This is a genomic window from Qipengyuania sp. CAU 1752 (assembly GCF_054482615.1).
The window spans coordinates 2145886-2172180 of the sequence record NZ_JBTLRE010000001.1 but is presented as its reverse complement, the minus strand read 5'-3'; the positions used below and the strand labels follow the sequence as shown (position 1 = coordinate 2172180).

General features: G+C 61.6%; 29 protein-coding genes. 15 read left to right on the top strand and 14 right to left on the bottom strand.

Translation table 11 applies throughout. From position 1 onward, the window contains the following. Window positions 1-16 precede the first annotated feature (16 nt). The 9 genes from ACXYL9_RS10540 to ACXYL9_RS10500 all read right to left on the bottom strand — a co-directional run bounded on the left by ACXYL9_RS10540 (window position 17) and on the right by ACXYL9_RS10500 (window position 3339). Window positions 17-262 (bottom strand): hypothetical protein, encoded by a 246-nt coding sequence (locus ACXYL9_RS10540; protein ID WP_459039450.1) that lies wholly within the window; start codon window positions 260-262, stop codon window positions 17-19. Then, window positions 259-552, bottom strand: coding sequence for a hypothetical protein (locus ACXYL9_RS10535; RefSeq protein WP_459039449.1), 294 nt, complete (start codon window positions 550-552; stop codon window positions 259-261). The genes ACXYL9_RS10540 and ACXYL9_RS10535 overlap by 4 nt, the downstream gene beginning before the upstream one ends. Further along, complete coding sequence (locus ACXYL9_RS10530) at window positions 552-908, bottom strand: hypothetical protein (RefSeq protein WP_459039448.1); 357 nt, start codon at window positions 906-908, stop codon at window positions 552-554. The genes ACXYL9_RS10535 and ACXYL9_RS10530 overlap by 1 nt, the downstream gene beginning before the upstream one ends. Continuing rightward, complete coding sequence (locus ACXYL9_RS10525; protein ID WP_459039447.1) at window positions 905-1255, bottom strand: hypothetical protein; 351 nt, start codon at window positions 1253-1255, stop codon at window positions 905-907. The genes ACXYL9_RS10530 and ACXYL9_RS10525 overlap by 4 nt, the downstream gene beginning before the upstream one ends. Beyond that, window positions 1255-1554 (bottom strand): hypothetical protein, encoded by a 300-nt coding sequence (locus tag ACXYL9_RS10520; protein ID WP_459039446.1) that lies wholly within the window; start codon window positions 1552-1554, stop codon window positions 1255-1257. The genes ACXYL9_RS10525 and ACXYL9_RS10520 overlap by 1 nt, the downstream gene beginning before the upstream one ends. Before the next feature lie 26 nt (window positions 1555-1580). Beyond that, window positions 1581-1964, bottom strand: a complete 384-nt coding sequence (pspC, locus tag ACXYL9_RS10515; protein ID WP_459039445.1) for an envelope stress response membrane protein PspC — start codon at window positions 1962-1964, stop codon at window positions 1581-1583. Beyond that, window positions 1961-2257, bottom strand: coding sequence for an envelope stress response membrane protein PspB (gene pspB, locus ACXYL9_RS10510; protein ID WP_459039444.1), 297 nt, complete (start codon window positions 2255-2257; stop codon window positions 1961-1963). Before pspB ends, pspC begins: the two co-directional genes overlap by 4 nt. Before the next feature lie 6 nt (window positions 2258-2263). Beyond that, window positions 2264-3043 carry a phage shock protein PspA gene (gene pspA / locus ACXYL9_RS10505; protein ID WP_459039891.1) on the bottom strand — a complete coding sequence of 260 codons (780 nt, stop codon included), beginning with the start codon at window positions 3041-3043 and terminating at the stop codon, window positions 2264-2266. A gap of 143 nt (window positions 3044-3186) precedes the next feature. Then, window positions 3187-3339 (bottom strand): hypothetical protein, encoded by a 153-nt coding sequence (locus ACXYL9_RS10500; protein ID WP_459039443.1) that lies wholly within the window; start codon window positions 3337-3339, stop codon window positions 3187-3189. A 178-nt stretch (window positions 3340-3517) separates the two neighbouring features. Between ACXYL9_RS10500 and pspF the strand changes: the two genes are divergently transcribed. From pspF to rbfA, 11 genes are all read left to right on the top strand, one after another. Next, on the top strand, window positions 3518-4558 hold the full coding sequence (gene pspF, locus ACXYL9_RS10495; protein WP_459039442.1) for a phage shock protein operon transcriptional activator: 1041 nt from the start codon (window positions 3518-3520) through the stop codon (window positions 4556-4558). Window positions 4559-4567: 9 nt separating this feature from the next. Continuing rightward, complete coding sequence (locus tag ACXYL9_RS10490; RefSeq protein ID WP_459039441.1) at window positions 4568-5179, top strand: SOS response-associated peptidase; 612 nt, start codon at window positions 4568-4570, stop codon at window positions 5177-5179. Window positions 5180-5324: 145 nt separating this feature from the next. After that, the gene (locus ACXYL9_RS10485) at window positions 5325-6902 is read left to right on the top strand and encodes a type II secretion system protein GspD (RefSeq protein ID WP_459039440.1); all 1578 of its coding nucleotides are present in this window, start codon (window positions 5325-5327) and stop codon (window positions 6900-6902) included. Between the two features lie 269 nt (window positions 6903-7171). Further along, window positions 7172-7999, top strand: a complete 828-nt coding sequence (locus ACXYL9_RS10480; protein WP_459039439.1) for a hypothetical protein — start codon at window positions 7172-7174, stop codon at window positions 7997-7999. Window positions 8000-8191: 192 nt separating this feature from the next. Further along, window positions 8192-8758 carry a ribosome maturation protein RimP gene (rimP, locus tag ACXYL9_RS10475; RefSeq protein WP_459039438.1) on the top strand — a complete coding sequence of 189 codons (567 nt, stop codon included), beginning with the start codon at window positions 8192-8194 and terminating at the stop codon, window positions 8756-8758. Then, the gene (nusA, locus tag ACXYL9_RS10470; RefSeq protein WP_459039437.1) at window positions 8758-10413 is read left to right on the top strand and encodes a transcription termination factor NusA; all 1656 of its coding nucleotides are present in this window, start codon (window positions 8758-8760) and stop codon (window positions 10411-10413) included. Before rimP ends, nusA begins: the two co-directional genes overlap by 1 nt. Next, window positions 10394-11137 (top strand): DUF448 domain-containing protein, encoded by a 744-nt coding sequence (locus tag ACXYL9_RS10465; protein WP_459039436.1) that lies wholly within the window; start codon window positions 10394-10396, stop codon window positions 11135-11137. The genes nusA and ACXYL9_RS10465 overlap by 20 nt, the downstream gene beginning before the upstream one ends. A 23-nt stretch (window positions 11138-11160) precedes the next feature. After that, window positions 11161-13707, top strand: a complete 2547-nt coding sequence (gene infB, locus ACXYL9_RS10460) for a translation initiation factor IF-2 (RefSeq protein WP_459039435.1) — start codon at window positions 11161-11163, stop codon at window positions 13705-13707. Window positions 13708-13725: 18 nt separating this feature from the next. Beyond that, window positions 13726-14139 (top strand): PaaI family thioesterase, encoded by a 414-nt coding sequence (locus ACXYL9_RS10455; RefSeq protein WP_459039434.1) that lies wholly within the window; start codon window positions 13726-13728, stop codon window positions 14137-14139. Then, a complete protein-coding gene (locus ACXYL9_RS10450) occupies window positions 14136-14552 on the top strand; it encodes a PaaI family thioesterase (protein ID WP_459039433.1) in 417 nt (138 codons plus the stop codon). The genes ACXYL9_RS10455 and ACXYL9_RS10450 overlap by 4 nt, the downstream gene beginning before the upstream one ends. After that, entirely contained in the window at window positions 14552-14959 is a 408-nt protein-coding gene (rbfA, locus tag ACXYL9_RS10445; RefSeq protein ID WP_459039890.1) for a 30S ribosome-binding factor RbfA, read from the top strand. The genes ACXYL9_RS10450 and rbfA overlap by 1 nt, the downstream gene beginning before the upstream one ends. A gap of 92 nt (window positions 14960-15051) precedes the next feature. Here rbfA and ACXYL9_RS10440 read toward each other — a convergent pair whose 3' ends face one another. Further along, window positions 15052-16659, bottom strand: coding sequence for an AbgT family transporter (locus ACXYL9_RS10440; RefSeq protein ID WP_459039432.1), 1608 nt, complete (start codon window positions 16657-16659; stop codon window positions 15052-15054). Window positions 16660-16772: 113 nt separating this feature from the next. Between ACXYL9_RS10440 and ACXYL9_RS10435 the strand changes: the two genes are divergently transcribed. Both ACXYL9_RS10435 and ACXYL9_RS10430 read left to right on the top strand, forming a co-directional pair. Continuing rightward, a complete protein-coding gene (locus ACXYL9_RS10435; protein ID WP_459039431.1) occupies window positions 16773-17351 on the top strand; it encodes a thymidine kinase in 579 nt (192 codons plus the stop codon). 24 nt (window positions 17352-17375) lie between these two features. After that, window positions 17376-18056 (top strand): site-2 protease family protein, encoded by a 681-nt coding sequence (locus ACXYL9_RS10430; RefSeq protein WP_459039430.1) that lies wholly within the window; start codon window positions 17376-17378, stop codon window positions 18054-18056. On the opposite strand, the gene galK is transcribed toward ACXYL9_RS10430, so the two are convergent. Genes galK through ACXYL9_RS10410 form a run of 4 tightly spaced genes read right to left on the bottom strand, consistent with a single transcriptional unit; the run spans window position 18053 to window position 23757 of the window. Then, complete coding sequence (galK, locus tag ACXYL9_RS10425; RefSeq protein ID WP_459039429.1) at window positions 18053-19090, bottom strand: galactokinase; 1038 nt, start codon at window positions 19088-19090, stop codon at window positions 18053-18055. The two genes, ACXYL9_RS10430 and galK, sit on opposite strands and share 4 nt — an antisense overlap. 16 nt (window positions 19091-19106) lie before the next feature. Then, window positions 19107-20186 carry a galactose-1-phosphate uridylyltransferase gene (locus tag ACXYL9_RS10420; RefSeq protein ID WP_459039428.1) on the bottom strand — a complete coding sequence of 360 codons (1080 nt, stop codon included), beginning with the start codon at window positions 20184-20186 and terminating at the stop codon, window positions 19107-19109. Further along, window positions 20183-21679: a glycerol-3-phosphate dehydrogenase gene (gene glpD / locus ACXYL9_RS10415; RefSeq protein WP_459039427.1), complete on the bottom strand. Its 1497-nt coding sequence runs from the start codon at window positions 21677-21679 to the stop codon at window positions 20183-20185. Before glpD ends, ACXYL9_RS10420 begins: the two co-directional genes overlap by 4 nt. Continuing rightward, complete coding sequence (locus tag ACXYL9_RS10410; protein ID WP_459039426.1) at window positions 21676-23757, bottom strand: alpha-galactosidase; 2082 nt, start codon at window positions 23755-23757, stop codon at window positions 21676-21678. Before ACXYL9_RS10410 ends, glpD begins: the two co-directional genes overlap by 4 nt. An 85-nt stretch (window positions 23758-23842) precedes the next feature. On the opposite strand from ACXYL9_RS10410, the gene ACXYL9_RS10405 reads away from it, so the two are divergent. Both ACXYL9_RS10405 and truB read left to right on the top strand, forming a co-directional pair. Beyond that, window positions 23843-25294: a sodium:solute symporter family transporter gene (locus tag ACXYL9_RS10405; protein ID WP_459039425.1), complete on the top strand. Its 1452-nt coding sequence runs from the start codon at window positions 23843-23845 to the stop codon at window positions 25292-25294. Then, a complete protein-coding gene (gene truB, locus ACXYL9_RS10400) occupies window positions 25291-26289 on the top strand; it encodes a tRNA pseudouridine(55) synthase TruB (RefSeq protein ID WP_459039424.1) in 999 nt (332 codons plus the stop codon). The genes ACXYL9_RS10405 and truB overlap by 4 nt, the downstream gene beginning before the upstream one ends. The last annotated feature ends 6 nt before the right edge of the window (window positions 26290-26295 follow it).

The following is a 26295-nucleotide window of genomic DNA, read 5'->3' as shown; positions in this document are numbered from 1 at the left end:
CCCGCGTCTCAAACCCTCAGCGCTCGTCGCGCAATTTCTCGATTTCTTCTGCCGTACGGCGCGCCGGATCGGTGGCGATCTTCTCGAGGACCTTTACCCGCTCGCGCAGCTCTTCGATCTCGCGATCCTTCTCGGGATCCGATTGTATTACGCGCGTCTCATTGCCCTCACTGTCGCTCAGGATGCCGTGACGCATCTTGTAGAATTGCACGCAACCCCACACGATGATGGCAACGACCGCGACCATGGCCCAGGAACTCATTGGCTTTGCTCCTTCGTCAAATTGGTGTCGACTGATTGCAGGTCGCGCAACTGTTCGATCTGCATGGCCAGCGGCTCATTATTCTCGGTTGCAATGCGTTCGAGGACGCGGACGCGCTCTTCGAGGGCGGCATGCTTGTCGTCGCCTATCCGAGTGCCTTGCTTGTCGCGCCGTTCCTCGAGCCAGCGCTTGTGCTGCAGATGCTTTCCAACCAGCGCGTTGATGCCAAAAGTCACGAGTACAAGGATGATCAGCACGAAGCCAAAGATGAGTACAAGATCGTTATTCATCAGCCTTGCCCTTCCGCCTGGCGCTGGGCGATGGCGGGTTCGCGCAGCTTGTCGATTTCGCTGGTCAGGTGATAGCCGCTGTCGGTGACGATCCGTTCGACGTTGGCGAGCCGGTCTTTCATCGAGCCCAGTTCGGCTCGCAGTTCGGCATTTTCCTGGGTCAGCAAGCGCACGCGTTCGGCGGTCTGTCCATCGGTCGATGGCTTGAGCGACTGGCCCCACATGCCTTCAAGGGGATAGCCGTGCTGGATGCGAAGCTTGGTCGTATGGATCCATCCCCACACGCCTGCTGCGCCGATCAGGAGCCCGCCACCGATGATCCACGGCAGGTGAGGTACGAGATCAACTCCGGTCACTGGGCATTCTCCCTGGTCTTCATGTTGAGCGGGACGCCTGCACCGGTATCGCTGACCATTTTCGGGTCACGAAGAGCCTCGATTTCCTCGGCCACGGTATAGCCCTTGTCGGTGACGATGCGTTCAAGCACGACCATACGGTCCTGCATTCTTTCCATCGTTTGCAGCAGTTTCTGGTTCTGCTCGCGTAGCTTGGCGTCATCGCGCTGGGAGGCCTTTTCGGTCTTGCCGCCCCATTCGTCTTCGAGCGAGTAGCCGTGCTGGGCGCGGATCCAGTTGTTGATCAGCCAACCGAACGTGCTGATCGCGATGATCGCAACGATGAAACCTGGTCCTCCCCAATCCATTACGCTTCTTCCTTCCGTTCCATGTTCATTGGTACGCCGCTGCCCTGATCCTCGACCCGCTTGGTATCGCGCAAGGCTTCGATCTGGGTGGCGATATCGTATCCGCGGTCAGTCACGATGCGTTCGAGCACCTGGACCCGGTCTTCCAGTTCCTGCACCCGGCTGGCGTATTGCGCGGCCTTTTCGGCGCTACCGGCGGCCGTGGCATCGAGCCGACGCGCCTCCGTCTTGCTGCGCGATACGGTCCAGACGATGAACATCACCATCAGGAAAGGAGCAAATCCTACGAGCCATTCCATTCTTCAGTCCCTCCCAAAAATTCGGATTAGCGCAGGCGCTCGATTTCTGCGTTGAGGCGCGGGTTGGACGAGACATAGAAGGTCTCGACTTCGGCCAGGCGGCGATCGATGTCGCGGAACTTGCCGCGGACCTCGCGCACGGTGCGCTTGGGGTTCTGGCGCATCCGCTGCCAATATTTCTGCTCCTCCGGATCGACATAGAGGTGCGGCGGCTTCTTGTTGAGCAGCAGGCCGGCCAGGAAATACAGCGGCAGCACGATGGGGCTGAGGATGCCGGTGAAAATGGCGGCGATGAAGGCCAACCGGACCCAGAAGGCATTGACGCCCGTGTAATCGGCGATCCCGGAGCAGACGCCCATCAGCTTGGCATTTTGCTTGTCGCGATAGAGGGTAGTGTGGGGGGTGTTCACGGGCGAGCTCCCTTTTTCTCTGCCATCATCTGCTCAAGTTCCTTGAGCTTGGCGTTGTCTTCCTCGGTGTTCTGGATCAGGCGGGCCGGCTTGAAGTCGGCGTGATCGTGTGAGACGAGCCGCTCGACAGTGTCCATGCGCTCGTCCAGCCGCTTGGCCAGCTGGTACATCTCTTCCATCAGTGCCTCGTCGTCGCCGGTGATGGTGGCCGCAGTCTTCCACTTGGTCACATAGTGCATGATGACCCACGGCAGACCGATGAAAATGGCCGGTATGATGATGATTTCTTCCATGGGTAATCAGTCCTTTTTGGTCTTGTGGTCGCTGCCGCTGGTATCCTTGCCCAGGGCTCGCTTCATTTCTTCGAGTTCCTCGTCGACCTTGTCGCCTCCGGCCAGCGCATCGATTTCGTCTGCGAGGCTCGGGGTGCCCGACTGGTCGGCAATCTGCAGTGCCTCGGCACGTCCCTCGGCGTAATCGACCCGGCGTTCGAGCTGGTCGAAACGGGTAAGCGCATCATCGACCCGTTCATTGGTCATCAGGCTGCGTAGCTTGACGCGATTTTCAGCGCTTTCGAGACGGGCGGCGATAGCGGTCTGGCGGCTGCGCGCCTCGCGCAGGCGGCCCTGCAGCTTTTGGATGTCTTGCTCATAGGCGCGGAGTGCATCGTCGAGTACGGCGATCTCCTGCTTGAGCTGGTCGCCCATGTCGGACGCCTTCTTCTTCTCGACCAGGGCGGCGCGGGCGAGATCCTCGCGGTCTTTCGACAGCGCCAGTTGCGCCTTTTCAGCCCAGTCGGCTTGCAGCTTGTCGAGCTTGACGGTGTGACGGTGCATTTCCTTCTGATCGGCAATGGTGCGCGCAGCCGAGGCGCGGACTTCGACCAGGGTCTCCTCCATTTCGAGGATGATCATGCGGATCATCTTCTGAGGGTCATCTGCCTGGTCGAGCATATCGTTGAAATTGGCGGCGATGATATCGCGGGTGCGGCTGAAAATTCCCATGAAGGGTGCTCCGAGGTTAAAAGAATCCTGACCCGGGCGGGTCGGCGTTTGCGTCGGGGTGGGGCTGCGGCGCAGCTTCTCCACCTCGGCTTCCAGGCGCGAGAGACCGGACTTGATGGTCTGCTTGCCCTGAGGGGGGACCGGAGCCCCGTGGGCCTTTGCGGCACCGGGGGACTGGGGGCTGGAGGACTCCGGTCCTAGAGGTTTGTTCGGTTTGCTCACGCGATCTCGACCTGTTCGTAGGCGAACGATGCGGCGTGGGCCGGGGGTGCCTGCAACTGCGTGCTGAGCGCGACGAAGGCGGTCATGGCAACGATGCTGGCAAGTGCTGCCTGGCCGAGCCGGGTCTGGAAGAATTCGCGAGTATACATGGTCGGGGTCCTCCCTGAAATCCTGGGCCGCGTACCAATATTGCGGCGTGTGCCCCCTGCTTTGCAAACCCCGTGCCAGTTTGGCAGAGTGCCGGAATTCAGCGCTCCTGCATGTTTCTCCCCACCGCAATCTTGGTGAGTATTGCCAAACCTTGGGAAATTTCACTATATATCGGGTATGGAGCGGGGAAATCAATTTGTCGGCCAGTCCACAGCCTTTCTTGACGCGGTAGAGCGCGCCAGCCGCGCCGCCCCAATGCAGCGTCCGATCCTCATCGTCGGCGAACGTGGCACCGGCAAGGAACTGATCGCTGAACGCCTCCATCGTCTGTCGCCACGTTGGGGCGAGCCGCTGGTCATCATGAACTGTGCGGCCCTGCCGGAAACCCTGATCGAGGCCGAATTGTTCGGGCACGAGGCGGGAGCCTTCACCGGAGCTACCAGAGCGCGCGCGGGGCGGTTCGAAGAAGCCGACAAGGGTACGCTGTTTCTCGACGAACTGGGCACTCTCTCGATGGCCGCGCAGGAACGCCTGCTGCGCGCGGTCGAATATGGCGAAGTCACCCGCATCGGATCCTCGCGCCCTATCCATGTCGATGTGCGAATTGTCGGGGCGACCAATGAAGACCTGCCGCAGCTGGCCAAGAAAGGCACTTTTCGCGCCGACCTGCTCGACCGCTTGAGCTTCGAGGTCATCACCTTGCCGCCCCTACGCGTCCGCGAAGGCGATGTCGGGGTGCTGGCCGAATATTTCGGCAGGCGAATGGCGGCTGAACTGGAGTGGGAAAGCTGGCCGGGTTTTGCAGGCCATGTGCAGACCGAGCTGGAGGACCACCCCTGGCCAGGCAATGTCCGCGAGTTGCGCAACGTGGTCGAGCGCGCGGTGTATCGCTGGGACAGCTGGGAGGAGCCAATTGGCCATATCCAGTTCGACCCGTTCGACAGCCCGTGGAAACCGCTCGAAACCGAAAATGCCCGGCGAAAAAACTCGACCGATTTTCGTGGTGTGGTGCCTGACAAGGGCCGCGCGCCTGCCGCGGCCGATTTCGAGACCGTCGATGATTTGCGGGCAGCGGTCGACGAACATGAACGCCGGATCGTCGAACACGCGTTGGGCAAGCATCGCTGGAACCAGCGCCAGACAGCCAAGGCGCTCGGCCTGTCCTATGATCAGTTGCGCCATTGCATCAAGAAGCACAGCCTGCTGGAAGAAAGCTGAAATCGTCCGATGTGCAATCTCTACCAGATCAAGAGTTCGCACACGGAAATTGCCGACTTCTTCGATGCCATTGCCGAGGACTTCGGTGCCAATACCGCGCAGGACGTCTATCCCGGCTATCCCGCGCCGGTGGTAGCCGACGGCAAGGTTCAGGCGATGAACTGGGGGTTCCCGCTGCAGCGCACCGGCGCCAAGGGGCAACCCTTGAAGCCCAAGCCGGTCAACAATACCCGCACCGACAAGCTCAAGAGCTTCTTCTGGCGCTATTCCTTCGAGGAACGACGCTGCCTGATCCCTGTCTCCTCCTTTGCCGAGGCCGAGGGGCCAAAGGGCCAGATGACCCGCACCTGGTTTTCGATGCCAGGCGCGCCGCTGTTCGCCACCGCCGGGATTTGGCGCGATACCGACGAGTGGGGCGCGGCCTATTCGATGATCATGACTGAAGCCAACGCCCAAGTGGCGCCGATGCACAGCCGGATGCCGGTGATCCTCCCGCGAGAGACGTGGGATGTATGGCTAACCGGCAGCCCGGCCCAAGCCTATGACCTTTGTTTGCCCTTCTCTGGCGCATTGCAAATCGATCGGACCGACGAGCCGTGGTTCCGCCGAAGCGGCACGTGATCGCCCCGCAAATCGGACTTATTTCAGCGGTGCAAGGCGGCGTTGTCGTAATCCCGCAACAGGCCTGCACTTTCCTTTGGAGGCACTGTTGTCGGGCGCAGTTCGGCTGTTATGAAGATGGCAGGGAGCGAGGGATTTTCCACTCATGATAAATCTGGATGCCCAGGTCGCAGGGCACCGAATGCGGTATTTTCTCGTGGCAATCGCCTGCCTGGTCGCCGCCATTGCGATGCCAGCAAGCCTGCGTGCGCAAGGCAGCACGACCAGCCTGACCAATGTCCAGTTGATCGCCGAAAGTCAGGAGCAGACCATCATCCGCCTGCGCTTCGCGCCGCGGCTGGCAGTTTTCACCGACATTAGCGAAAATGGGGATGCGGCCTTGCGGCTGGCCATGACCCGCCGCACCCAGGGAGCCGCAATGGACCGGCGGTTGAAGGGGTTGGTCAACGATCTGGCCTTCGAGCAGGACAGCGCCAACCTTGTGGTCCGGTTCCGAACCCGCGGCCCGGCAGTCATCGAAACCCAGCCAAGCGGCGAAACGAATTTGCTGGTGACCATCAGGCGTCCCAGGCCGGGTGAGATCGTATCCGGTCCCACGGGAAGTCGAGGCGAATATGATTACGGTGGCGAGGGTTCTCTGCCGGAATTTCGTGATCCACCGCCAGGGCTCGACGACTTTGCCCTGATCGAGTTGAAATATGCCGATGTCAGCGAAGTGGTGGGCCTCATTTCCGAAGGGGCCAGCGTCAAGCCCAACGATGCCTTCATTCGGTCGGAGCCGGGCTTTGGTTCGCCCGGTACGAACGGCACCAATTACGGCAATGTCGTGCGTCCGCGGGAAATCGAGGAATTGCCGCTCGGCGAGAAAGTGAATTCCGGGTTGGGGATCGACCGGCGGCTTAACGCGATCTGGGTCGAGGGTTCGCCCCAGCGCATCGCACGGGTGCGCCGCATGATCGATCTGATCGATCGTCCCGTGGATTCTGTGATCCTCGAAACGCAGTTTGTTGAACTCACCGAGACCGGTGCGCGAAATGTCGGCATCGATTTCACCAATGCGAATGGGCAAATTGCGTTCGGGACTGTGCAGACCGGGCAATTCCTGCCGTTCGGTTTCGACCCGAGCGATCCGCTTGACAGTCTTACCCTCCAGGCCGCGGTTTACGCGCAAGTGTCCAAGGGCGAAGGGCGCATCGTGTCGGCGCCGCGGATTGCTGCGCAGAGCGGCACGACAGCCAAGATCACGACCGGCGATGCCCTGCCGATCCTGACCTCGATCCAGTTGTCGGGGGTCAATGGCGTGTCGCAGCAGGTCCAGTATGTGAATGTCGGCGTGACGCTGCAAATCGCGCCGCGCGTGAACAGCGATGGGTTCATCACCTCCAAGATCTATGGCGTGGTGTCGAGCGTGACAGGGTTCTCGCAGGGCTTTCCCACGATCAGCCAGCGCGAGGCCGAGACCAGCGCATCTGTGCGCGATGGCGAGACCTTTGTTATTGGCGGCCTGACGCAGGAAGCTTCGTTGATCTCCAAGAGCAAGATCCCGATCCTCGGGGACATCCCCATTCTCGGCGAGCTGTTCAAGCGCGACAACTCGTCAGAGAGCAAGACAGAGCTTTATATAATCATTACGCCGCATATCATCAGGCATGGTGAAAACGCGCGATTGCGAGATGTGATCCAGCGCGAGGTTAATGAAAGTTCGGCGCAGCCAAACGAATAGCTACAGGACTAAATTATATTATAATATTATGTCTTGCCGAAGTAATTTCTGCTGCGTGCCTACCCAATAGTTTTTACGCGCAAAACTATGGTTAAGCACTTCGAATAAAAATTTCCCCATGACCTTGACCTCGGTCGACCTCAAGTTAGGGTGTGTCGCACGGGGAGAGGGGCGAGGGTCGTTTCCATGAACATCCACCGGCGTTGCCGGATGATGGGAAGTCTCATTCCGATTTCCGGATAATAATACATCCATGGAGAGAGATGATCATGAAAATTGCCAACCGGAAAACCATGCTTGCAGCTGGCGCTGCGCTGGCGGCGGCTGTCGCCGTGCCGGCCATCGCGAGCCATGCCTGGAGCACCTATCACTGGGAGCGTACGGGTGCGGAAGTCACCGTCCCGGTGATCGACAACACCACCGGCATCTGGGCTCAGCGGAATCATACCGCGATTGCGGTGGCGGACTGGAATCAATCGACTGTCATCCAGGCACCGCTGGTCAATGGTAACGCCGATCCAGCTTGTTCAATCGTCGGCGGCGAAATCAATGTCTGCAATGACGACTACGGTTCGACCGGCTGGCTGGGAATTGCCAGTATTTCTCTGAGCGGCGGCCATATCTTCGGTGGTGTCACCAAGTTGAACGATTTCTACTTCAACCAAGCACAGTATAACAACGACACCTGGCGTCAGTTGGTCACCTGTCAGGAGATCGGCCATGATTACGGACTCGGACATCAGAACGAGAACTTCAACACCGACCTGACGACTTCCTGTATGGAATACACCAGCGCGCCGCAGGGCAACGAGCACCCCGATGCGCATGATTTCGAGATGCTTCTCGATATCTATGCGCACTCCGATGGTTCGGGCGGCGGCGGCAAGCCCAACAAGGGCCGTGGCGGCGGCAAGGGCAAAAAATTCGGCGTCGGCAACAACCCGTCTGACTGGGGGCGTCCGATCAAGTACGACAGCAAGGGTCGTCCGGACGTATTTGTTCGGAACGAGATCGGCGCTGTAATTGTGACGCATGTCACATGGGCAATCGGCGAAGGTCCGCGCAACAACGGACGCGGCGGTCAGAACCATCATTGATCGGCATTGATCGGCATTGATCGAGCAAACGAAAGGGCCCGGTTCGCGCCGGGCCCTTTTTCGTTGCAAGTTTCAAAAACCGTCTCTAGATAGCGCCCATCCCGACATTGTCTGACACTGTAGGGCTGGCGCCGAAACGGGGCCGGCACCCAACGCCTGTGTTAGTCTCATGTTCGCTTAAGTGGAGACTGAATGGCCGACGTAGAACGCCTGACCGCATTGATCGAACCCGAAGCCGCAGCGCTTGGCTTCGACCTTGTGCGCGTCAAGATGATACCATCGGAGGCAGGCGACGGCGGACAAGCGCTGCAGATCATGGCAGAGGATCCGGCCACCGGCCAGCTGGTGATCGAACAATGCGCCGCGCTTTCGCGCCGTGTTTCGGACGCGATCGACACGGCCGAGGAGCAGGGCGAAACACTGATCCCGGGTGCCTACCACCTCGAGGTCAGTTCGCCCGGCATCGACCGGCCATTGACCCGGGCCAAGGATTTTGCCGACTGGGCCGGACACGAGGCGAAAATCAGCCTCGTCGAGAAGGTCGACGGGCATCGCAACCTGCGCGGAAACCTTGTCGGCATTGACGGCAATACCGTGACGATCGCGGATAACCGCGCCGGCGAGGTTTCCTTCGCCCTCGAACAGATACACAGCGCCAAGCTGGTCCTTACCGACGAGCTGATCGCCGCAACGCAACCCCTCGACACCGCCGGTGCCGAAGACATACTCGAAGACCAAGAAGAGAAGGCTGACGACTGATGGCCAGTGCTATTTCCGCCAACAAGGCAGAGCTGCTCGCGATTGCCAATGCTGTCGCTACAGAAAAGATGATCGACAAAGAGATCGTCATCGAAGCGATGGAAGAAGCGATCCAGAAAAGCGCGCGCAACCGCTATGGCGCGGAGAACGACATTCGCGCCAAGCTCGATCCGCAGACCGGCGATCTTCGCCTGTGGCGCGTGGTCGAAGTGGTCGAAGAGGTCGAGGACTACTTCAAGCAGGTCGATCTGAAGCAGGCCCAGAAGCTCGAAGACGGCGCCCAGGTTGGCGATTTCATCGTCGATCCGCTGCCGCCGGTCGATTTGGGGCGTATTGACGCGCAAAGTGCCAAGCAGGTGATCTTCCAGAAGGTCCGCGATGCCGAGCGTGAGCGTCAGTTCGAAGAATTTAAGGACCGCGCGGGCGAAGTCATCACCGGCGTCATCAAGTCGGTCGAATTCGGCCACGTGATCGTCAACCTCGGCCGGGCCGAAGGTGTGATCCGCCGCGACCAGCAGATTCCGCGCGAAGCTGCGCGTGTCGGTGAGCGTATCCGCGCCATCATCACCAAGGTCGAACGCAACAATCGCGGCCAGCAGATTTTCCTCAGCCGCGCACATCCCGATTTCATGCGCAAGCTGTTCGCGCAGGAAGTGCCTGAAATCTATGACGGCATCATCGAGATCAAGGCCGCCGCCCGCGATCCGGGCAGCCGCGCCAAGATTGGCGTGATCAGCCACGATTCCTCGATCGACCCGGTCGGCGCATGCGTCGGCATGAAGGGTAGCCGCGTGCAGGCGGTGGTGCAGGAATTGCAGGGCGAGAAGATCGACATCATCCCGTGGTCGGAAGACCAGGCAACCTTCATCGTCAACGCACTGCAGCCGGCCACGGTCAGCCGCGTCGTGATCGACGAAGATGAATCGCGTATCGAAGTCGTGGTGCCGGACGACCAGCTTAGCCTGGCTATCGGCCGTCGCGGTCAGAATGTCCGCCTCGCCAGCCAGCTGACCGGCAACCAGATCGACATCATGACCGAGGAAGAAGCGAGCGAGAAGCAGAGCAAGGAGTTCTCCGAACGCTCCAAGATGTTCGAGGAAGAACTCGACGTCGACGAAACGCTTTCGCAGCTGCTCGTGGCTGAAGGCTTCGCCGAGCTCGAGGAAGTCGCTTACGTCGCGCTGGAGGAACTCGCCAGCATCGAAGGCTTCGACGAAGAGCTGGCCGAGGAACTGCAAAGCCGTGCGCAGGAAGCGCTCGAACGGCAGGCTGCGGCCTATCGTGAAGAACGCCGCGAACTGGGTGTCGAGGACGATCTCGCTGAATTGCCGCATCTTTCCGAACAGATGCTGGTGACGCTGGGCAAGGCCGGGATCAAGACGCTCGACGATCTGGCCGACCTGGCCACCGACGAGCTGATCCAGAAGAAGCGTGAGGCTCCGCGTCGTCGCAACACTGCCGATGGTCCGCCGCTGCGTCGCAACCAGCGCACCGAGGACAAGGCTGGTGTCCTCGGCGAGTACGGACTTTCTGAAGAGCAGGGCAACGAGATTATCATGGCTGCCCGCGCGCACTGGTTCGAAGACGAAGAAGACGCGGCGCCTGCTGCCGGTTCTGACACGCAGGAGGCCGCCAATGCGGACTCCGAACAATGAGCGCGTAGGCTCCCTCAACTCTGAAGACACCGCGGCCCGGAGCAAATCCGGGTCCGGCGAAGCCTGCCCGGAGCGGCGCTGCATCCTGACCGGCGACCACGGAGAGCGCAGCGCCCTGGTGCGGCTCGCCATCTCACCCGAAGGCGATGTGCTTCCAGATGTGCTGGCGCGCGCGCCCGGTCGCGGCGCCTGGATCGGCGTTTCACGCAGCGAGCTCGAACAGGCGATGGCCAAGGGCAAGTTGCGCGGCGCACTGGCGCGTGCCTTCAAGGGTGCGAGCTTGACCGTGGCAGAGGATTTGCCCGAACGGATACAATCCGCACTGGTTCGCGTATTGCTTGACCGATTGGGCCTCGAAATGCGGGCCGGATTTCTTATCTTGGGATCGGACCGGATTGGCGAACAGGCGCGCGGGGGCGTGTTGGACCTGTTGATGCACGCTGCCGACGCAAGCGAAGGCGGCACCGCCAAGCTTGACCAGGCCTGGCGGGTGGGCCGGGACATGGAAGGTTCGGGTGCACGCGGGATCCGCTTGCCACTGGACCGGGCGGCTCTGTCTGTGGCATTGGGCCGCGAGAACGTCGTCCATCTGGGTGTGGCGGGCCGCAAACCTGCTGAGCGGGTCGAACAGGCCTTGCTGCGCTTGCTGCATTATACAGGAACGCCGATTGGCGAACCGGATGACGGTGGCAATGTTACAGCTGCCGCCGCAAAGACGAATTGATACGAGAGAGAGATACGAGTTTTATGAGCGACGAAAACGACAAGCCCCGGACCCGCAAACCGCTTGGCCTCAAGCGGAGCGTGGATGCGGGTGAGGTCAAGCAGACCTTCAGCCACGGCCGCACCAACAAGGTGGCGGTCGAGGTGAAGCGCCGCCGTAAGCTCGTGAAGCCCGGGGAAGAGCCGGCACCCGCACCAGCGCCCGAGCCCGCGCCTCCCTCGCCGCCCCCGCCCCCGGTGGCCGAGAAGCCCAAGAAGGCCGCGCCCAAGAAGCCCAGCTCATCCGACGAGACCCCGCAGGAGCGTGTTGCGCGGTTGCAGCGCGAAGCCGAAGAGGATCGGCTTCGCCTGGCCCAGGAAGCGCGCAAGCGCGACGACAAGAAAGCCAAGGAGAGCGCAGCAGAGAAAAAGCAGCGCGCCGAGGACAAAAGCAAGGCTGAAGAAGAGGCCGAAGAACGAGCAGCAGAAGAGGCCAAGGCTGCCTCGAAAGCTGCTGCCGAAGCCGAAGCTGCGGCAGTTGATGCTTCAGCCGATGCCGCTGCTGCGGAAGTAGATGATGGCAAGCCTGCCCCGGCCGCACGCAAGTTCACGCCGATTGCCCGGCCCGAGCCTAAGAAGCCGGAGAAAAAGAAAAAGGAAGAAAAGCGTGTCGCGCCCAGCGAAAAGGACAAGCGCCGCTCGGGCAAGCTTACCGTTTCGCGGGCCCTCAACGAGGACGAGGGCCGGCGTGCCCGTTCGCTCGCCGCGCTCAAGCGCGCCCGTGAGAAGGAGCGCCGCCTGCAGGGTGGCCCGTCCACGCCGCGCGAAAAGCAGGTCCGCGACGTCGTGGTACCGGAAGCCATCACGATCCAGGAACTGGCCAACCGTATGGCGGAAAAGGGCGCAGACCTGGTCAAGGCATTGTTCAATATGGACATGATGGTCACCGTCAACCAGACGATCGACCAGGATACCGCAGAGCTGCTGGTCGAGGAGTTCGGCCACAACATCAAGCGCGTCTCCGAAAGCGATGTCGAAATCAATACCACCGCTGACGAGGATCCGGAGGAAACTCTCCAGCCGCGTCCGCCGGTTGTGACCATCATGGGCCATGTCGACCACGGCAAGACCTCGCTGCTCGACGCCTTGCGCGGGACCAATGTAACCAAGGGCGAAGCCGGCGGGATTACCCAGCATATTGGCAGCTACCAGGTCGAGACCAAGAACGGCGGGAAGATAACCTTCCTCGATACGCCGGGTCACGCCGCCTTCACCGAAATGCGTCAGCGTGGTGCCAATGTTACCGATATCGTGGTCCTAGTGGTTGCCGCCGACGACGGCGTCATGCCGCAGACGATCGAGGCCATCAAACACACCCAGGCCGCCGGTGTGCCGATGATTGTCGCCATCAACAAGGTCGACAAGGAAGGCGCGCAACCGGACAATATCCGTAACCGCCTGCTCGAACATGAAGTCATTGTCGAGAAGATGTCGGGCGACGTGCAGGACGTGGAAATTTCCGCGCTCAAGAAGACCGGTCTCGACGAACTGCTCGAAAAGATCGAGCTGCAGGCCGAACTGCTCGAACTCAAGGCGCGTCCCGATCGACCCGCCGAAGCGACCGTCATCGAGGCACAGCTCGACAAGGGTCGTGGACCGGTTGCGACCGTGCTCATCACCCGCGGTACGCTCAAGCGTGGCGACATCTTTGTTGTCGGCACTGAGAGCGGCAAGGTGCGCGCCATCGTCAATGACCAGGGCAAGCAGATCAAGCAAGCGGGCCCGTCCATGCCGGTCGAAGTGCTTGGCTTGGGTGGCGTGCCCGGAGCCGGCGAAAAGCTGGCGGTGGTCGAAAACGAGCAGCGTGCCCGTGAAGTTGCCGAGTATCGCCAGGAAAAGGCGACCGCTAAGCGTACGGCACTTGCTCCGACCAGCTTCGACACGATGTTCAACAACTTGCAGTCGAACGTCATCGAATGGCCGGTGCTGGTGAAAGCCGATGTGCAGGGTTCGGTTGAAGCGATCGTCAATGCGCTGCACACTGTATCGACCGAGGATATCAAGGTGCGCGTGCTGCACGCAGGTGTCGGGGCAATCACAGAAACCGATGTCAATCTGGCAGCAGCATCGAACGCGCCGATCATCGGCTTCAACGTGCGGCCCAACTCCAAGGCCCGCGAACTGGTCAAACGCGATAACGTGCGGATGATGTATTACGACGTGATCTACCACCTGACCGAGGAAGTGGCCAAGGAGATGGCCGGCGAACTCGGACCGGAGCGGATCGAGACTGTCGTGGGCCGTGCTGCGGTCAAGGAAGTCTTCCGTTCGGGCAAGAAGGACAAGGCCGCCGGCCTGCTGGTCGAGGAAGGGGTTATCCGCAAGGGTCTCTTCGCACGCCTCACCCGCGAGGACGTCATTGTCTCCGCCACCACCATTGCTTCGCTGCGTCGTTTCAAGGACGATGTCGACGAAGTGCGCGCCGGTCTCGAATGTGGCGTGGTGCTGGCTGATACGAACGACATCCAGCCGGGTGACCAGCTTGAAGTCTTCGAAGTCGAGGAGCGCGAGCGCACCCTGGTCGTTGGCTAGGGCGTTGCCGGGAAGTGCATGGTCAGGACGTACGAAACACAGCGTTCGCCGTCGTCGCGCCTGATGGGGTCGCAATTCGTGTCGTTTGACGCGGACGCTGGCGAGATCACCATGCATTACACCCCGCCGGCGGAGTTCGCTTCTCCACGGGGGGCCGTGCAAGGCGGATTGATCGCGGGTTTTCTCGACGAAGTCATGGGCAGCGCCTTGCTGGCCGTGACCGATGACGCGTCCCTGCCGCTCAATCTCGACATGAAGCTGACCTTCCTGCGCATGGTGCCGCTCGAGACAATTACCGCCAAGGGTCGTGTCGTGAAGCACGGTCGGCGGGTCGCATTCCTCGAAGGCGAGCTTTACGACCAGAGTGGCAATATGCTCGCCCGTGCGACCTCGACAGCCTTGCCCACACCAGTGCCGGGAACCGACGCATGACCGCGGCAACCCGGCACGCGCTTGGCGCTGCCCATGCCGAGTTGATGGGCGTGGAGTTCGACCATTTCGACGCCGAACGCGAAGAGATTACCTTGCGCTTCAATGCGCCGGCCAGCTTCATCACGCCTCGCGGGAGTGTGCAGGGTGGATTGGTTGCCGGTTTCCTCGACGAGGTGATGGGCTGGGCGCATGTCTGGGCCACAGACCATGCCGACGCTCCGCTCAACCTGGAAATCAACATGACGCTGCTGCGGCCGGTGCCGGCGGGGCCCCTGGTGGGGAAGGGCCGGGTAGTTCGGCGCGGGCGTCGAGTAATCTTTCTCGAAGGCGAATTGTTCGGGGCCGATGGAACGACGCTCGCTCGCTCGACCAGCACTGCCATCCCGACCCCGCGGCCGACAGGAGACACATGATGGCTCGCAAGGAATTTACCTCCGAACAGCAATCGGTTCGGGTCCTCAAGGTTGGCGAACGGGTGCGTCATATCCTGTCCGAACTGCTGGCCAGGCAGGAAGTGCATGATGACGTTGTCAGCGCCGCAAATATCGCGGTGACCGAGGTTCGGATGACCCCGGACCTGCGCAACGCCAGCGTCTATGTGAAGCCCCTGTTGGGGCTTGGCGAAGACGAGATTGTCACGGCGCTGCGCAGGAACACCGCGTTCCTGCAAAAGGAAGTCGCCAAGCGGCTGGGCCTGAAATTTGCGCCCAAGCTACAATTCAGGGCCGATGAAAGTTTCGACGAAGCTGGTCGCATCGAAAGCCTGCTCCGCGACCCACGCGTCGCGCGCGACCTGAGTAAGGACGACGATAGCGACTGACGCTTTGGTCCGCGCACCTCCGTCTCGTGCGGGAGCGCGGCGAGGCTAAGCTCGCCACGCTCCGTCACTTCACCAGGTGATCGACACCAATCCTAGTTGGCGGTCGCCGGCGCGGTCGGATCAATGGTCGTCGGAACTTCCATGAAAACTTCCGCTGCCGGACCCAATGGCAGGTCAAGCACGACCCAGCCGACGGTCATGGCAAGGCCCACGACGAGCAGCCCGATCGAATAGGGCAGCATGGTCGCGGCCAAGCTGCCGAGGCCGAAATCCTTGTCCCAGCGCTGGCAGAATATCAGGATCAGCGGGAAATAGACCATAAGCGGGGTGATGATGTTGGTGGCGCTATCGCCGACGCGATAGGCGGCGGTGGCCATTTCGGGCGTGATGCCGAGCAGCATCAGCATCGGCACCAGCACCGGGGCCAGCAGCGCCCATTTGGCGCTGGCCGAACCGACGAAGATGTTGAGCAGGGATGAAACCACGATGATCGCAGCCAGCAACGCCCAGGCCGGCAGGCCGGACGATCCGAGGAAGTCTGCCCCCTCGACCGCCAATATCAGGCCGAGATTGGACCAGGCGAACATCGCCACGAAATGCGCGGCAGCAAAGGCTAGGACGAGGTAATAGGCCATATCCTCCATCGATCCGGACATCATCTTGACCAGGTCGCGGTGGTTCTTGATCGTTCCCGCTCCGCTGCCATAGGCCCAGGCGGAAAGTAGGAAGAGCAGGAAGAAGCCACCCACTAGGCTCTGGTAGAACGGTGTCAGCTGCGCTTCGGGATTAGCTGCCTCGTCAATCAGAGGGGTGCCCGGGCCGAACAGGAACACGAGCCACAGGGCGACAACCCCAAGGATGGCCAGACCGGCGCGGCGCAGACCTTTGCGCTCGCCATCGTTCAGGGCGCGGTCGCCTTCTTCATCATCGGCGGCGCGCCCGGCGCGGGCCGGGTCCCACGTGCCCAGCCGCGGCTCGATTATCTTGTCGGTAACATACCAGATCACCGGCAGAAAAATGAAAGTCATCGCGGCGATGAAGTACCAGTTGCCGGCGATATTGGCGGTGAAATCGCCGAACACCGTCTCTACCGCTGCTTCGGTAATACCGAACAGCAGCGCGTCGAGCTGGCCGGGGACGAGATTGGCTGAAAAGCCGCCCGAAACACCAGCAAATGCGGCAGCGATGCCTGCCACCGGATGCCGCCCGGCGGCGTGAAAGATGATCCCGGCAAGCGGGATGAGGACGACATAGGCAGCGTCGGCGGCAAGGTTGCCGAGCATCCCCACCAGCACGACGATCGGCGTCAGGATGCTGAGCGGCGCATTGCGCACGCCTGCGCGCATCGCGGTACCGAAAAGACCTGCCCGCTCGGCCACGCCAGCCCCCAACATGACAACCAGCACGTAGCCCAGTGGATGGAAGTGGGTGAAGGTCTTGGGCATCTCGACCCACAACCGCTGGATGTTCTCCGGACTCAGCAGGCTGGTCGCCGTGATAACGCGTGCCGCGCCTGTATCAGGATCGAGTTCGGTCGGATGCGAGACGGACCATCCCAACAAGGAGGCAAGGATCGAGATCACGATCAGCACCGCTATCAACCAGAAGAACAGGAACACCGGGTCAGGCAGCTTGTTGCCGCTGCGCTCGATCCAGCCGAGCACGCCATTCTGCTTCGCCGCCGCGATTCCGTCAGCCATGTATCCACTCGCCCCATCAATTCACAATATGTGTGGACTAGCATCGCGATTGCGCCCTGTCGCCCCGATGAACATCTGGTATCCACCTGTAATCGCCGATAGCGTGGACAGGGATGGCCAAGCTCTATTTCTACTATTCCAGCATGAATGCGGGCAAGAGCTCGACCTTGTTGCAGACGGCATTCAACTATGGCGAGCGGGGGATGACAGTCTCGCTCTGGACCGCCGCGCTGGACGATCGACCCGGCTTCGGAGCGATCAGCAGCCGGATCGGCCTTGCCAGCGACGCCCATCGATTTGCCGAGACGACCGACATTTACGCCTTCGTTCTCAACGAACACGCTTCCGGCGGCGTCGACTGCGTGCTGATCGACGAGGCGCAATTCCTGACCGAAGAGCAAGTGTGGCAATGCGCAAGGCTGGCAGACGAGACCAACATCCCGGTGCTCTGCTATGGCCTGCGGACCGACTTCCAGGGGCAGCTCTTCCCCGGCTCGGCAGCTTTGCTGGGGATCGCCGACGCGCTCGTCGAACTGAAGGCCATCTGCCATTGCGGACGCAAGGCAACCATGAACCTGCGGGTTGATGGTACCGGCAATGCGGTCAAGCAGGGTGCGCAGACCGAAATCGGCGGCGACGATCGTTATACCGCGCTTTGTCGCAGGCATTTCATGCAGGCGCTGGCGGACTAGCCGCAAGGCTCCTATCTCCTGATCATGAGTGAAACCATCCTGCTCGCCGCGATCCTCATTCCGGTGCTTATCATCGCCATCGTCTTCCACGAGGTCGCACATGGATGGACTGCGCTAGCTCTGGGCGATCCGACTGCCAAGGAACAACGGCGGCTGAGCCTCAACCCAGTCCGTCATGTCGACCCGGTCGGCACGTTGCTCGTGCCGGGTTTCCTGCTGGCGGTCGGCGGCCCGGTTTTCGGCTGGGCCAAGCCGGTGCCGGTCATCAAGCAACGGCTCGACAATCCGCGGTTCGGGATGATGGCGGTGGCGGCAGCAGGTCCGGGCATCAATCTCGTGCTGGCGTTTTTGGGTGCCATCGTTCTCGGTCTCACCGGGCCCCTGCTGACGCTGGAGGTGGCGGGCGAGCCAACGGTCGTGGCGCAGGCGTTCTTCTACTTCATCCTGGTCAACGTATTCCTCGCCTTCTTCAACTTGCTGCCGATCCCGCCCTTCGACGGGTCACACATCCTTGAAGGACTGTTGCCGCCATCGCTGGCGCGGCATTACGAGCGGCTGCGCCCGGTCGGAATGCTGCTGTTCATGGGGCTGGTCGCGCTGACCTGGTTTGCGCCGGGGCTGGGGGTGATCGAGAATACGGTTGGACCGCCGGTCGACTGGATCATGACGCAGTTCCTAGACCTGGCCAACGCTATCGCAGCCTAGCCCTTAGGCTCGCCGCCGACCTGGTCGATGAAGCGCGCCTTGGGGTGCTGTTCCAGCACGCGTTCCAGCCATTGCCCGCGGACGGTGTCCTCGACGCAGGCGACAATGCAGCCGCCGAAACCTCCGCCTGTCAGCCGCGCACCCAGCGCGCCATATTTAACTGAATCGGCCACGAGCGCGTCGATCGGTGGGATCGAGACTTCGAAATCGTCGCGCATCGAGGCGTGGCTTGCATTCATAAGCGCCCCGAAGGTTGCGAGGTCATTCGCAGCCAGTGCGTCGCGTGCCGCCAGGACCCTGCGATGCTCGGTCGAACAATGCCGGGCACGGCGGCGCAGGACGGGCTCGATGTCCGATGCGTTTTCAATTGCCACAGGGTCGAGCAGGCATAGCGCATCAGTAGCGAGCGCTTGCGCTGCAGCATCGCATTCCGCCTTGCGCTGCAGATACCGTCCATCCGACAGCCTTCGGCTATGGCCCGAATGCAGCACCACCATGGCATGGCTGCGCGGCAGTTCGACAAGCTCGTAATCCAGCGTTGCGGTGTCGAGTGCAATGGCCTGACCCGGCTGCGCCACGGCCACCGCAACCTGGTCCATGATACCGCAGGGTAAGCCGATGTAATCGTTCTCGACCCGCCGCGCCGCCAGCGCGATGTCGAGGTCGGCATGGTCGGCCCCGGCGTGAAGCCGCGCCGCCTTGAGAATGGCGACGATCAGTGCAGCGGACGAGGACAGTCCCGAACCGGCAGGAATGTCAGAGCGGATGACGATGTCCGCGCCATCTTGCAGAAGCCCGAGCGCAACCGCCTCCCGCAGCGCCCCAACGCTCGGGTCCGACCAATGACCCTGCGCCGGTTCGTCCAGCCTTCGCTCGGCCGAGCCCGAATATCCTCGCGCCGAGACGCTGATCCTGCGGTCGGAACGGGGCAGGAGATTGACGGTCAGCGCGATCGACAGCGCCGCGGGCAGGACCATTCCGCCATTATAGTCGGTATGCTCGCCGATCAGATTGACGCGGCCAGGCACGGTCATGCTAGCGGCCTGCATGTCAAAGCGTCCGCAGGGCTTTGGCGGCGGCTTCCGGCATCACGTCGACGGTAAACACGCCGCTATGCTGCTCGACCGAGGCGAGGTATTTGATCCGGCCCGGAGCCCGCAGCAAGGGATAGAACTGGACGGTGAAGTGGTAACCCTCGGCCCCACCGCACGGAGCAGCGTGGAATGCCATCATGGTCGCAGCGGGTTGCTGAAACAGCGCGTCATAGCGGCGGGTGATCTCGCCCAGCCACCACGCCAGACCCTGCAACTCGGTGTCCGAGCAATCCCAAGGCCCCTGTCGCGCCGCCAGCGGGGCAAGCCAGGTCTCGTAGGGGAAGCGTGCGAAGCGGGGGACGAATGCGGCCACGCCGTCCCGCTCACCCACTCCGTAATCCGGCATTGCCTTCGCTATCTCGGTTGCCAGGTCGTAACCTGACGCAAAGGCATCGACTGCGTGCTGCTGGACCTGTGGTACCTTCTCAAATCCGTAGATTTGCCCATGTGGATGGTGCAGCGTCACCCCCACTTCGTCGCCGCGGTTCTCGAATGGCAGGACATAGGCGCAACCGCCAGAAAAGAGCGCGTCATAGCGATCGATAAGCGCTGCCAGCAGAATTTCGCGGCGGGCCTGTCCTATCGTTTCGAGGCTGCCGCTCGGGCGCGGATCATAGACCACGACTTCGCAGGCCCCACGCGCCGGTTCAGCCGCGAGTCCGCCCAGATCGGCGGGCTGGCCGGCATCGGGATGGAAGGCGGCAAACCGATTTTCGAATATGGCCAGCTCGAAATCTTCGAACGGGATCTCGGTCTCAGGTCCGTCAGGGATGCTGGGGCCAAGCGGATCGTCCGTTGTCGAGGGCTTGAAGGTCCGGTTCTGTCGGTGAGCCGCATAGACATTCCATTCCTGCCGCAATGGATGGAACCGCAACTCGCCGCCCTTGGCTATCTCCTGAGCGCTTTCGGGCAAGGGTTCACCCCGGTGCGGTGCTTGGCCGTAGAGCCACAACATGCGCCCGTCAGCTTTGCGGAAGCTCCGGCGATAGACCTTGCTGGAACCTGTCGAACGAGGGAGAACCTCAGGATCGCTCACGGTCCAATATCCTGCTCGGCAAACCACGCGGCCACATTGGCCTGAGCAGCTTCGTCCAAATGCAGGCCCAGTTTGCTGCGTCGCCACAGCACATCTTCGGCTGTACGGGCGAGTTCGCGGGAGACCAGGTAACGCAGCTCGGCCTCCCACAATCCCGGTGCAATTTCGTGGCCCAAGTCCGCAGGGTTCGAAAGCGTGCCGATGATGCGTTCGATATCGGTGCCATAGGCGCGGCCGAAGCGAAGCAAGGTCTCTGCTCCCAGCTTTTCCCGGGCCCAATCGTGATCGCGCGCGATATCGCTGCCGTCGAACTGGTCGCTCGCGAAATCACCGCCTGGCAGGGGCTTCGAAGCGGTCCAAGCGTCGCCGGGAAACTCCAGTTTCTCAAGGGCATGCTCGGCGAGTTTGCGATAGGTTGTGATCTTGCCGCCGAAAATCGACAGGATCGGCGGCTTGCCGCCGGCATTGTCGACCTCGAACACGTAATCGCGGGTCACGGTTGAATTGTCCTTCGCACGATCTTCATAGAGCGGGCGGACCCCAGCATAGCTCCACACGGCGTCACCCGGTGTCACCTTGCGCTTCAGGTATTCGTTCACCGCGTCGCAAATATATCGGCTTTCGTCGTCGGAAATGTCGATGGGGCCCGGTTCGCCGGTGAACAGAACATCGGTTGTCCCGACCAGCGTGAACTTGCTCTCATAGGGAATTGCAAAGACGATCCGGTTGTCGCGGTTCTGGAATATATAGCAGTGGTCGTGTTCGAACAGCCGCGGGAAGATCAGGTGGCTGCCCTTGACCAGCCGCAGGTTCTGATGGGTCTTCTCAGGGGCGGCGCGGCCCAGGACGCGATCGACCCATGGTCCGGCGGCGTTGACTACAACATTGGCATGCACAGTGCTTTCGCCGCCTTCCGAACTCCGCAAGGTCGCGGTCCAGTCTGATTGCCCACGTTCGAGCGCCACGCACTCCGTCCGGGTGCGAATATCAGCTCCCAGCTCCGTCGCGTCCACGGCGTTGAGAACGACCAGTCGGGCATCTTCGACCCAGCAATCGGAATATTCGAACCCGGTGACGAGCCGGTCCTCCAGCACATCGCCGTGCAGCGGTGAACGCAGGTCGACCGTGCGCGTCGGCGGCAGGCGTTTGCGTCCACCGATATGGTCGTAGAGAAACAGGCCGAGCCGCAGCATCCATTTGGGTCGGAGGCCCGTGTCGTGGGGCAGGACGAAGCGCAGCGGCCAAATGATATGCGGTGCCATTGCCCACAATCGCTCGCGCTCGATCAGGCTCTCGCGCACCAGCCGGAATTCGTAATGCTCCAGATAGCGGAGTCCGCCGTGGACCAGCTTGGTCGACGCACTCGATGTGTGGTTGGCAAGATCGTCCTTTTCCACCAGCAGGACCTTTGCCCCGCGCCCGGCAGCATCGCGAGCAATCCCGGCACCGTTGATGCCGCCACCGATTATCAGGAGGTCGTAGGTCTCGCTCAAATCTCGGCCTCCAGTCGGTATATCAGGCAGGTGTCGGGATGGGTTGGCGGCAATTGCAGCCCGTACTCCATCAATGCCGATCCGGCAAAACCGGTTGGCTCGTTTGAAAGCCTCGCTGGCCAGGCGCAGGAGATGCGATAACGGCGCTTCGGATCGAGTCCCGTGAACCGGACCCGCGGCGGGTGCGGGCCGGGATGCACATCGAGCACGGCGATCTGGAACAGCGCCTCGTCTGCATCGGTTGCAACCACGCCGCTGGCGGCAATGTGCTCCGGTGTTTCCAGCCGGTGGTAGGCACCTTCATGGATCAAGGCGCGATGCTGTTTGTGCAGGGCAATGGCGCTCGCGAGGATAGAGCGGGCGTTCTCGCTTTCATCCGCGAGGTCGAGCTCTATTCCCATGTGCCCCAAGATCGCGCTTGCTGCCCTGAACTCCATCGAGAAACGGCGACCCGTGATGTGGCATTTGCGCGGACCGACATGGTTGCCGAGCATGGACAGCGGCAGCCAGTGTGCTGCTCCGCGCATTATTGAATGGCGAGCGCGGGCATCGTTGTTGTCGCTCGGCCAGACGCGGTGGTTGCGCGAAACGATGCCATAATCGGCCCGTGCTCCACCGCTCGAGCAGCTCTCGATCTCGAGTGCCGGGTGGGCGGCGCGGATCCGGTCCACCAATGCGTAGAGCGCCAACACTTGTCGGTGCATCGCCGCGCGACCGTCGCTTCCGCCAGGGTGCTGGATGTCGCGGTTCATGTCCCACTTAAGGTAGGCGAGGCCCAGCTCGCGCACGAGGTTGTCGATACTCTCGAACAGGTAGTCGCACACTTCGGGGCGGGTCAGGTCGAGCGGCCATTGATGACGCGAAGGGATCGGAGCTGCACCTTCGGCCTCCAACAGCCAATCGGGGTGAGAACGGTAGAGATTGCTGTCGTGATTGACCATTTCCGGCTCGATCCAGAGGCCGAACTCCATGCCCAGCGTCCGGACATGATCGGCCAGTGGCTCCAGCCCTTCAGGGAAGATATCGCTCGATACAGTCCAGTCGCCTAGCCCAGCCTGGTCGCTGCGCCGCGCGCCAAACCAGCCATCGTCGAGCACGAAGCGTTCGGCTCCGACCGCGGCGGCTTGATCGGCCAGCGCCATCAAGCGGGTGGGACTATGGTCAAAATAGACCGCTTCCCACGTGTTGAAATGAACCGGACGCGGGCGGGAGTGCGCAGCCATGGAAGAGACATGACGGTGCAGGCGGCGGGTTACATCGCCATAGCCCTCGCGCGACCAGCAGGCATGGAGCGGAGGGGCGCAATAGCTCTCGCCCGGGCCGAGCATTGCTTCGCCCGGCAGCAACAATTCGCCCGCCTGGAGTGAGAGCGTGTCATCTTCCAACCGGTCTATCCGCAGCCGGTGATTGCCGCTCCAGCCAAGGTGGAATGCCGCAGCAAGGCCGGAATTCTCACCGGTCTGGGTGGTGCCGCAATAGAGGCCGGGATAGCTGGCATGGCCACTGCGGCCGGAACGACCCTCGCGCAAAAACGCGCTGGCGACCGGGCGCATCTGCTCACACCGGAATTCGTCTGCCCATTTGCCTCCGAATGTCGTGACCTGCGAGAACCGCATGTCGAGCGGCAGGCACAGCGCACTCAGCCATTGCAGGTCGAACGGGGTCTGGCCGTCATTGCGGAGCGAAGTTCGTGTGGTGAGGACCCCGCTCTCGGGCTCGAGCATGAACTCATGCGTGGCGGTCAATCCGGCATGACTGTCTGACGTCGTGACAGTCATGCCGGCTTCGCCGACCTCGACACTGTTCACGCGCAGGTCGATCGCCCAGTCCTGTCCAGCACGATGGCCGAGCAAGCCGGGCGGGCCGGGAAATCCGCAGCCGATGGGGTTGAGCAGGCTGGCCGCGATCGGTGTTTCCGGTCCACCCGGCGCGTGTGCGCGTGTGCTTAGTGCTGCGAGTTCCGGAGGTGACACGTTTACCAGAGCGGGCCCCGCATAAAGGAGGCGAGGCCGCTCACCGAGGCGGGCGGCAAGCGCCAGTTCGGTCCCGCCACAGCAAATTCTCGCATAGTCCTGCACGCGAGCTGTCTTATCGCTGATTTTCGCGCTTGCCCATTGGTCCCACGCAGAAAGCGGGGTAGGCCTGCTTGAGGGGGAAGTTCGAATGAACAGCGTGCAGGTCGCGGTCTTTCTGACCATTTCGGCTGGCATTGCGTTGGCAACCTGGTTGCACTGTCGCGGCACGCGCGGGGCCGGGCCACAGGACGAGCGCGACTACTTTCTCGCCAATGGCGGGCTGGCCTGGTATTTCGTCGCCGGCTCTATCACGTTGACCAATCTGTCGACCGACCAGCTGGTCGGCATGAACGGCAACCAGATGGCGCTGCTAGCATGGTGGGAATTCGCTGCCGTGCTCGGCCTGCTGATCCTCGCCTTCATTTTCCTGCCGGTCTATTACCGCAACAATTGCACCACCACGACCGAGCTGCTGCAGAAGAAATACGGCGACAAGCACATCCGCGCCTTGATCAGCCTGCTGTTTCTTTTCGGTAATCTTTTCATATTCCTGCCGGCCATTCTTTACGGTGGTTCGCTGTTCCTTCTGTCGCTTGTCGGCCTGCCGACCGATTTGTCGACCATCATGACCAGCGCGGTGATCCTGGCGATTGTCGGCGCGGCCTATGCCATTGTCGGTGGGCTGCGCGCGGTGGCGGTTTCCGACACCTATTCCGGAGTGCTTGTCCTTGGCCTGGCGTTGTTGGTGGTATGGCTGGCGCTGCAGGCAATCGACTTCGACCTATCGGGTATCCCGGCCGAGCGGCTGACCATGATTGGCGATGATGCCAGCCCGATCCCCTGGCATACGCTGCTGACCGGCATGATTTTCATCCAGACTTTTTACTGGTCGACCAACCAGACCATCACCCAGCGCGCCATGGCCGCGCCATCGATCAAGGAAGCACAAAAGGGCGTGATGGTGGCCGCTGCTATCCGCCTGCTGATAGTTCCGGTGATTGTGGTGGTGCCAGGCATCGTCAGCTACAAGCTGTTCGGCGATGTCGGCGATGCTGCCTATGGCAGGGTAGTGAGCGCGGTGCTGCCCTTGTGGCTTTCGGGCGCATTCGCCGCCGCCATCGCCGCTGCCATCCTGACCAGCTTCAACTCGATCCTTAATGCCTCCGCGGCGCTGTATGTTTGCGATATTCACGAAGCCTATGTCGGCGACGTCAAGCGCGTGAGGCGGATGGGCGCGATCGTGTCAGTCGTGATGAGCGTGCTGGCGCTGGCGCTGGTGCCTTTCTTCGCCAGCCAGGAAAGCCTGATCAACACGGTGCAGCAGCTTTATGGCCTGCTTTCCATGCCGATTCTTTCGGCCTTCATCGTCGGGTTACTGTTCCGCAACGTAAAGGCGGCTGCGGCCATGATCGGCGTTGTCACCGGGGTCGGCTTTTATGCTTTCTGGAGCATGGCATGGCAGCCAGCACACTACATTCACGGCATGGCGGTGACGCTGTTCGTTTCGATCGCGACGGCGCTGGTGGTCAACCGGCTGGTATTTGGCCAGGCCGCACAGCTTGTAATCGGCGGCGCGAAACCCCAGCCTCAGGGGATATGAGCGACCTTCATTCCCCGCCCAATGGCTGGATCATCCTCGACAAGCCGCGTGGGCTGGGTTCGACCCAGGCGGTGGCGGCGGTCAAACGCAACCTGCGTACTGGCGGCTATGCCAAGACCAAGGTAGGCCACGGCGGAACGCTCGACCCCGAAGCCGAGGGCGTTTTGCCGATTGCGCTTGGCGAAGCGACCAAGCTGGCAGGACGCATGCTCGATGCCAGCAAGGTCTATGAGTTCACGCTCCAGTTCGGCGAGGAGACCGATACGCTCGATGCTGCCGGCGATGTTGTCGAGCGGTCCGACAGGCGTCCCCCGATGGCGGCCATCGCGGCGGTGCTGAAACATTTCACCGGCGCAATCGAGCAGATTCCACCGGCTTATTCAGCGCTGAAGATTGATGGCAAGCGCGCCTATGACTTGGCGCGGGCAGGCGAAACGGTGGAGATGAAGACACGCGACGTGACAATTTATTCGCTGACATTCGCCGGTGAGCGCGAAGATCCCGAACTGCGCTCCAGCTTCCAGACCACCACCGGCCGACCCGATCCCTATGACCCCTCCGTGCCGCTTGAACTGGCCGAGGCGGTGACGCTGACAGCCCATGTCTCAAAGGGCACCTACATCCGGTCTCTTGCACGGGACATCGCACACGCCCTTGGCACGGTCGGCCACGTGACCTATCTGCGACGGACCAAGGCTGGCCCGTTCCTCCAGGAACAGGCGATTTCGCTGGACAAACTGGACGAAATCGGCAAGGGCGCGCCACTTCAAGACCTACTCCTGCCGCTCGAGGCGGGGCTGGACGACATCCCGGCCTTGCAACTCGATCCGGAAAGCGCGCAGGCGGTCCGCCAGGGCCGGGTCCTTTCCGGGATGCCCCAGACCGACGGGCTCTATTGTGCGAAGCTGGAATCGATTCCGGTTGCGCTGGTAGAACTCAGCGGTGGTACGGCCAAGGTCGTACGGGGTTTCAATCTGCAAGATGTCGCTGAGTAAGAGAGA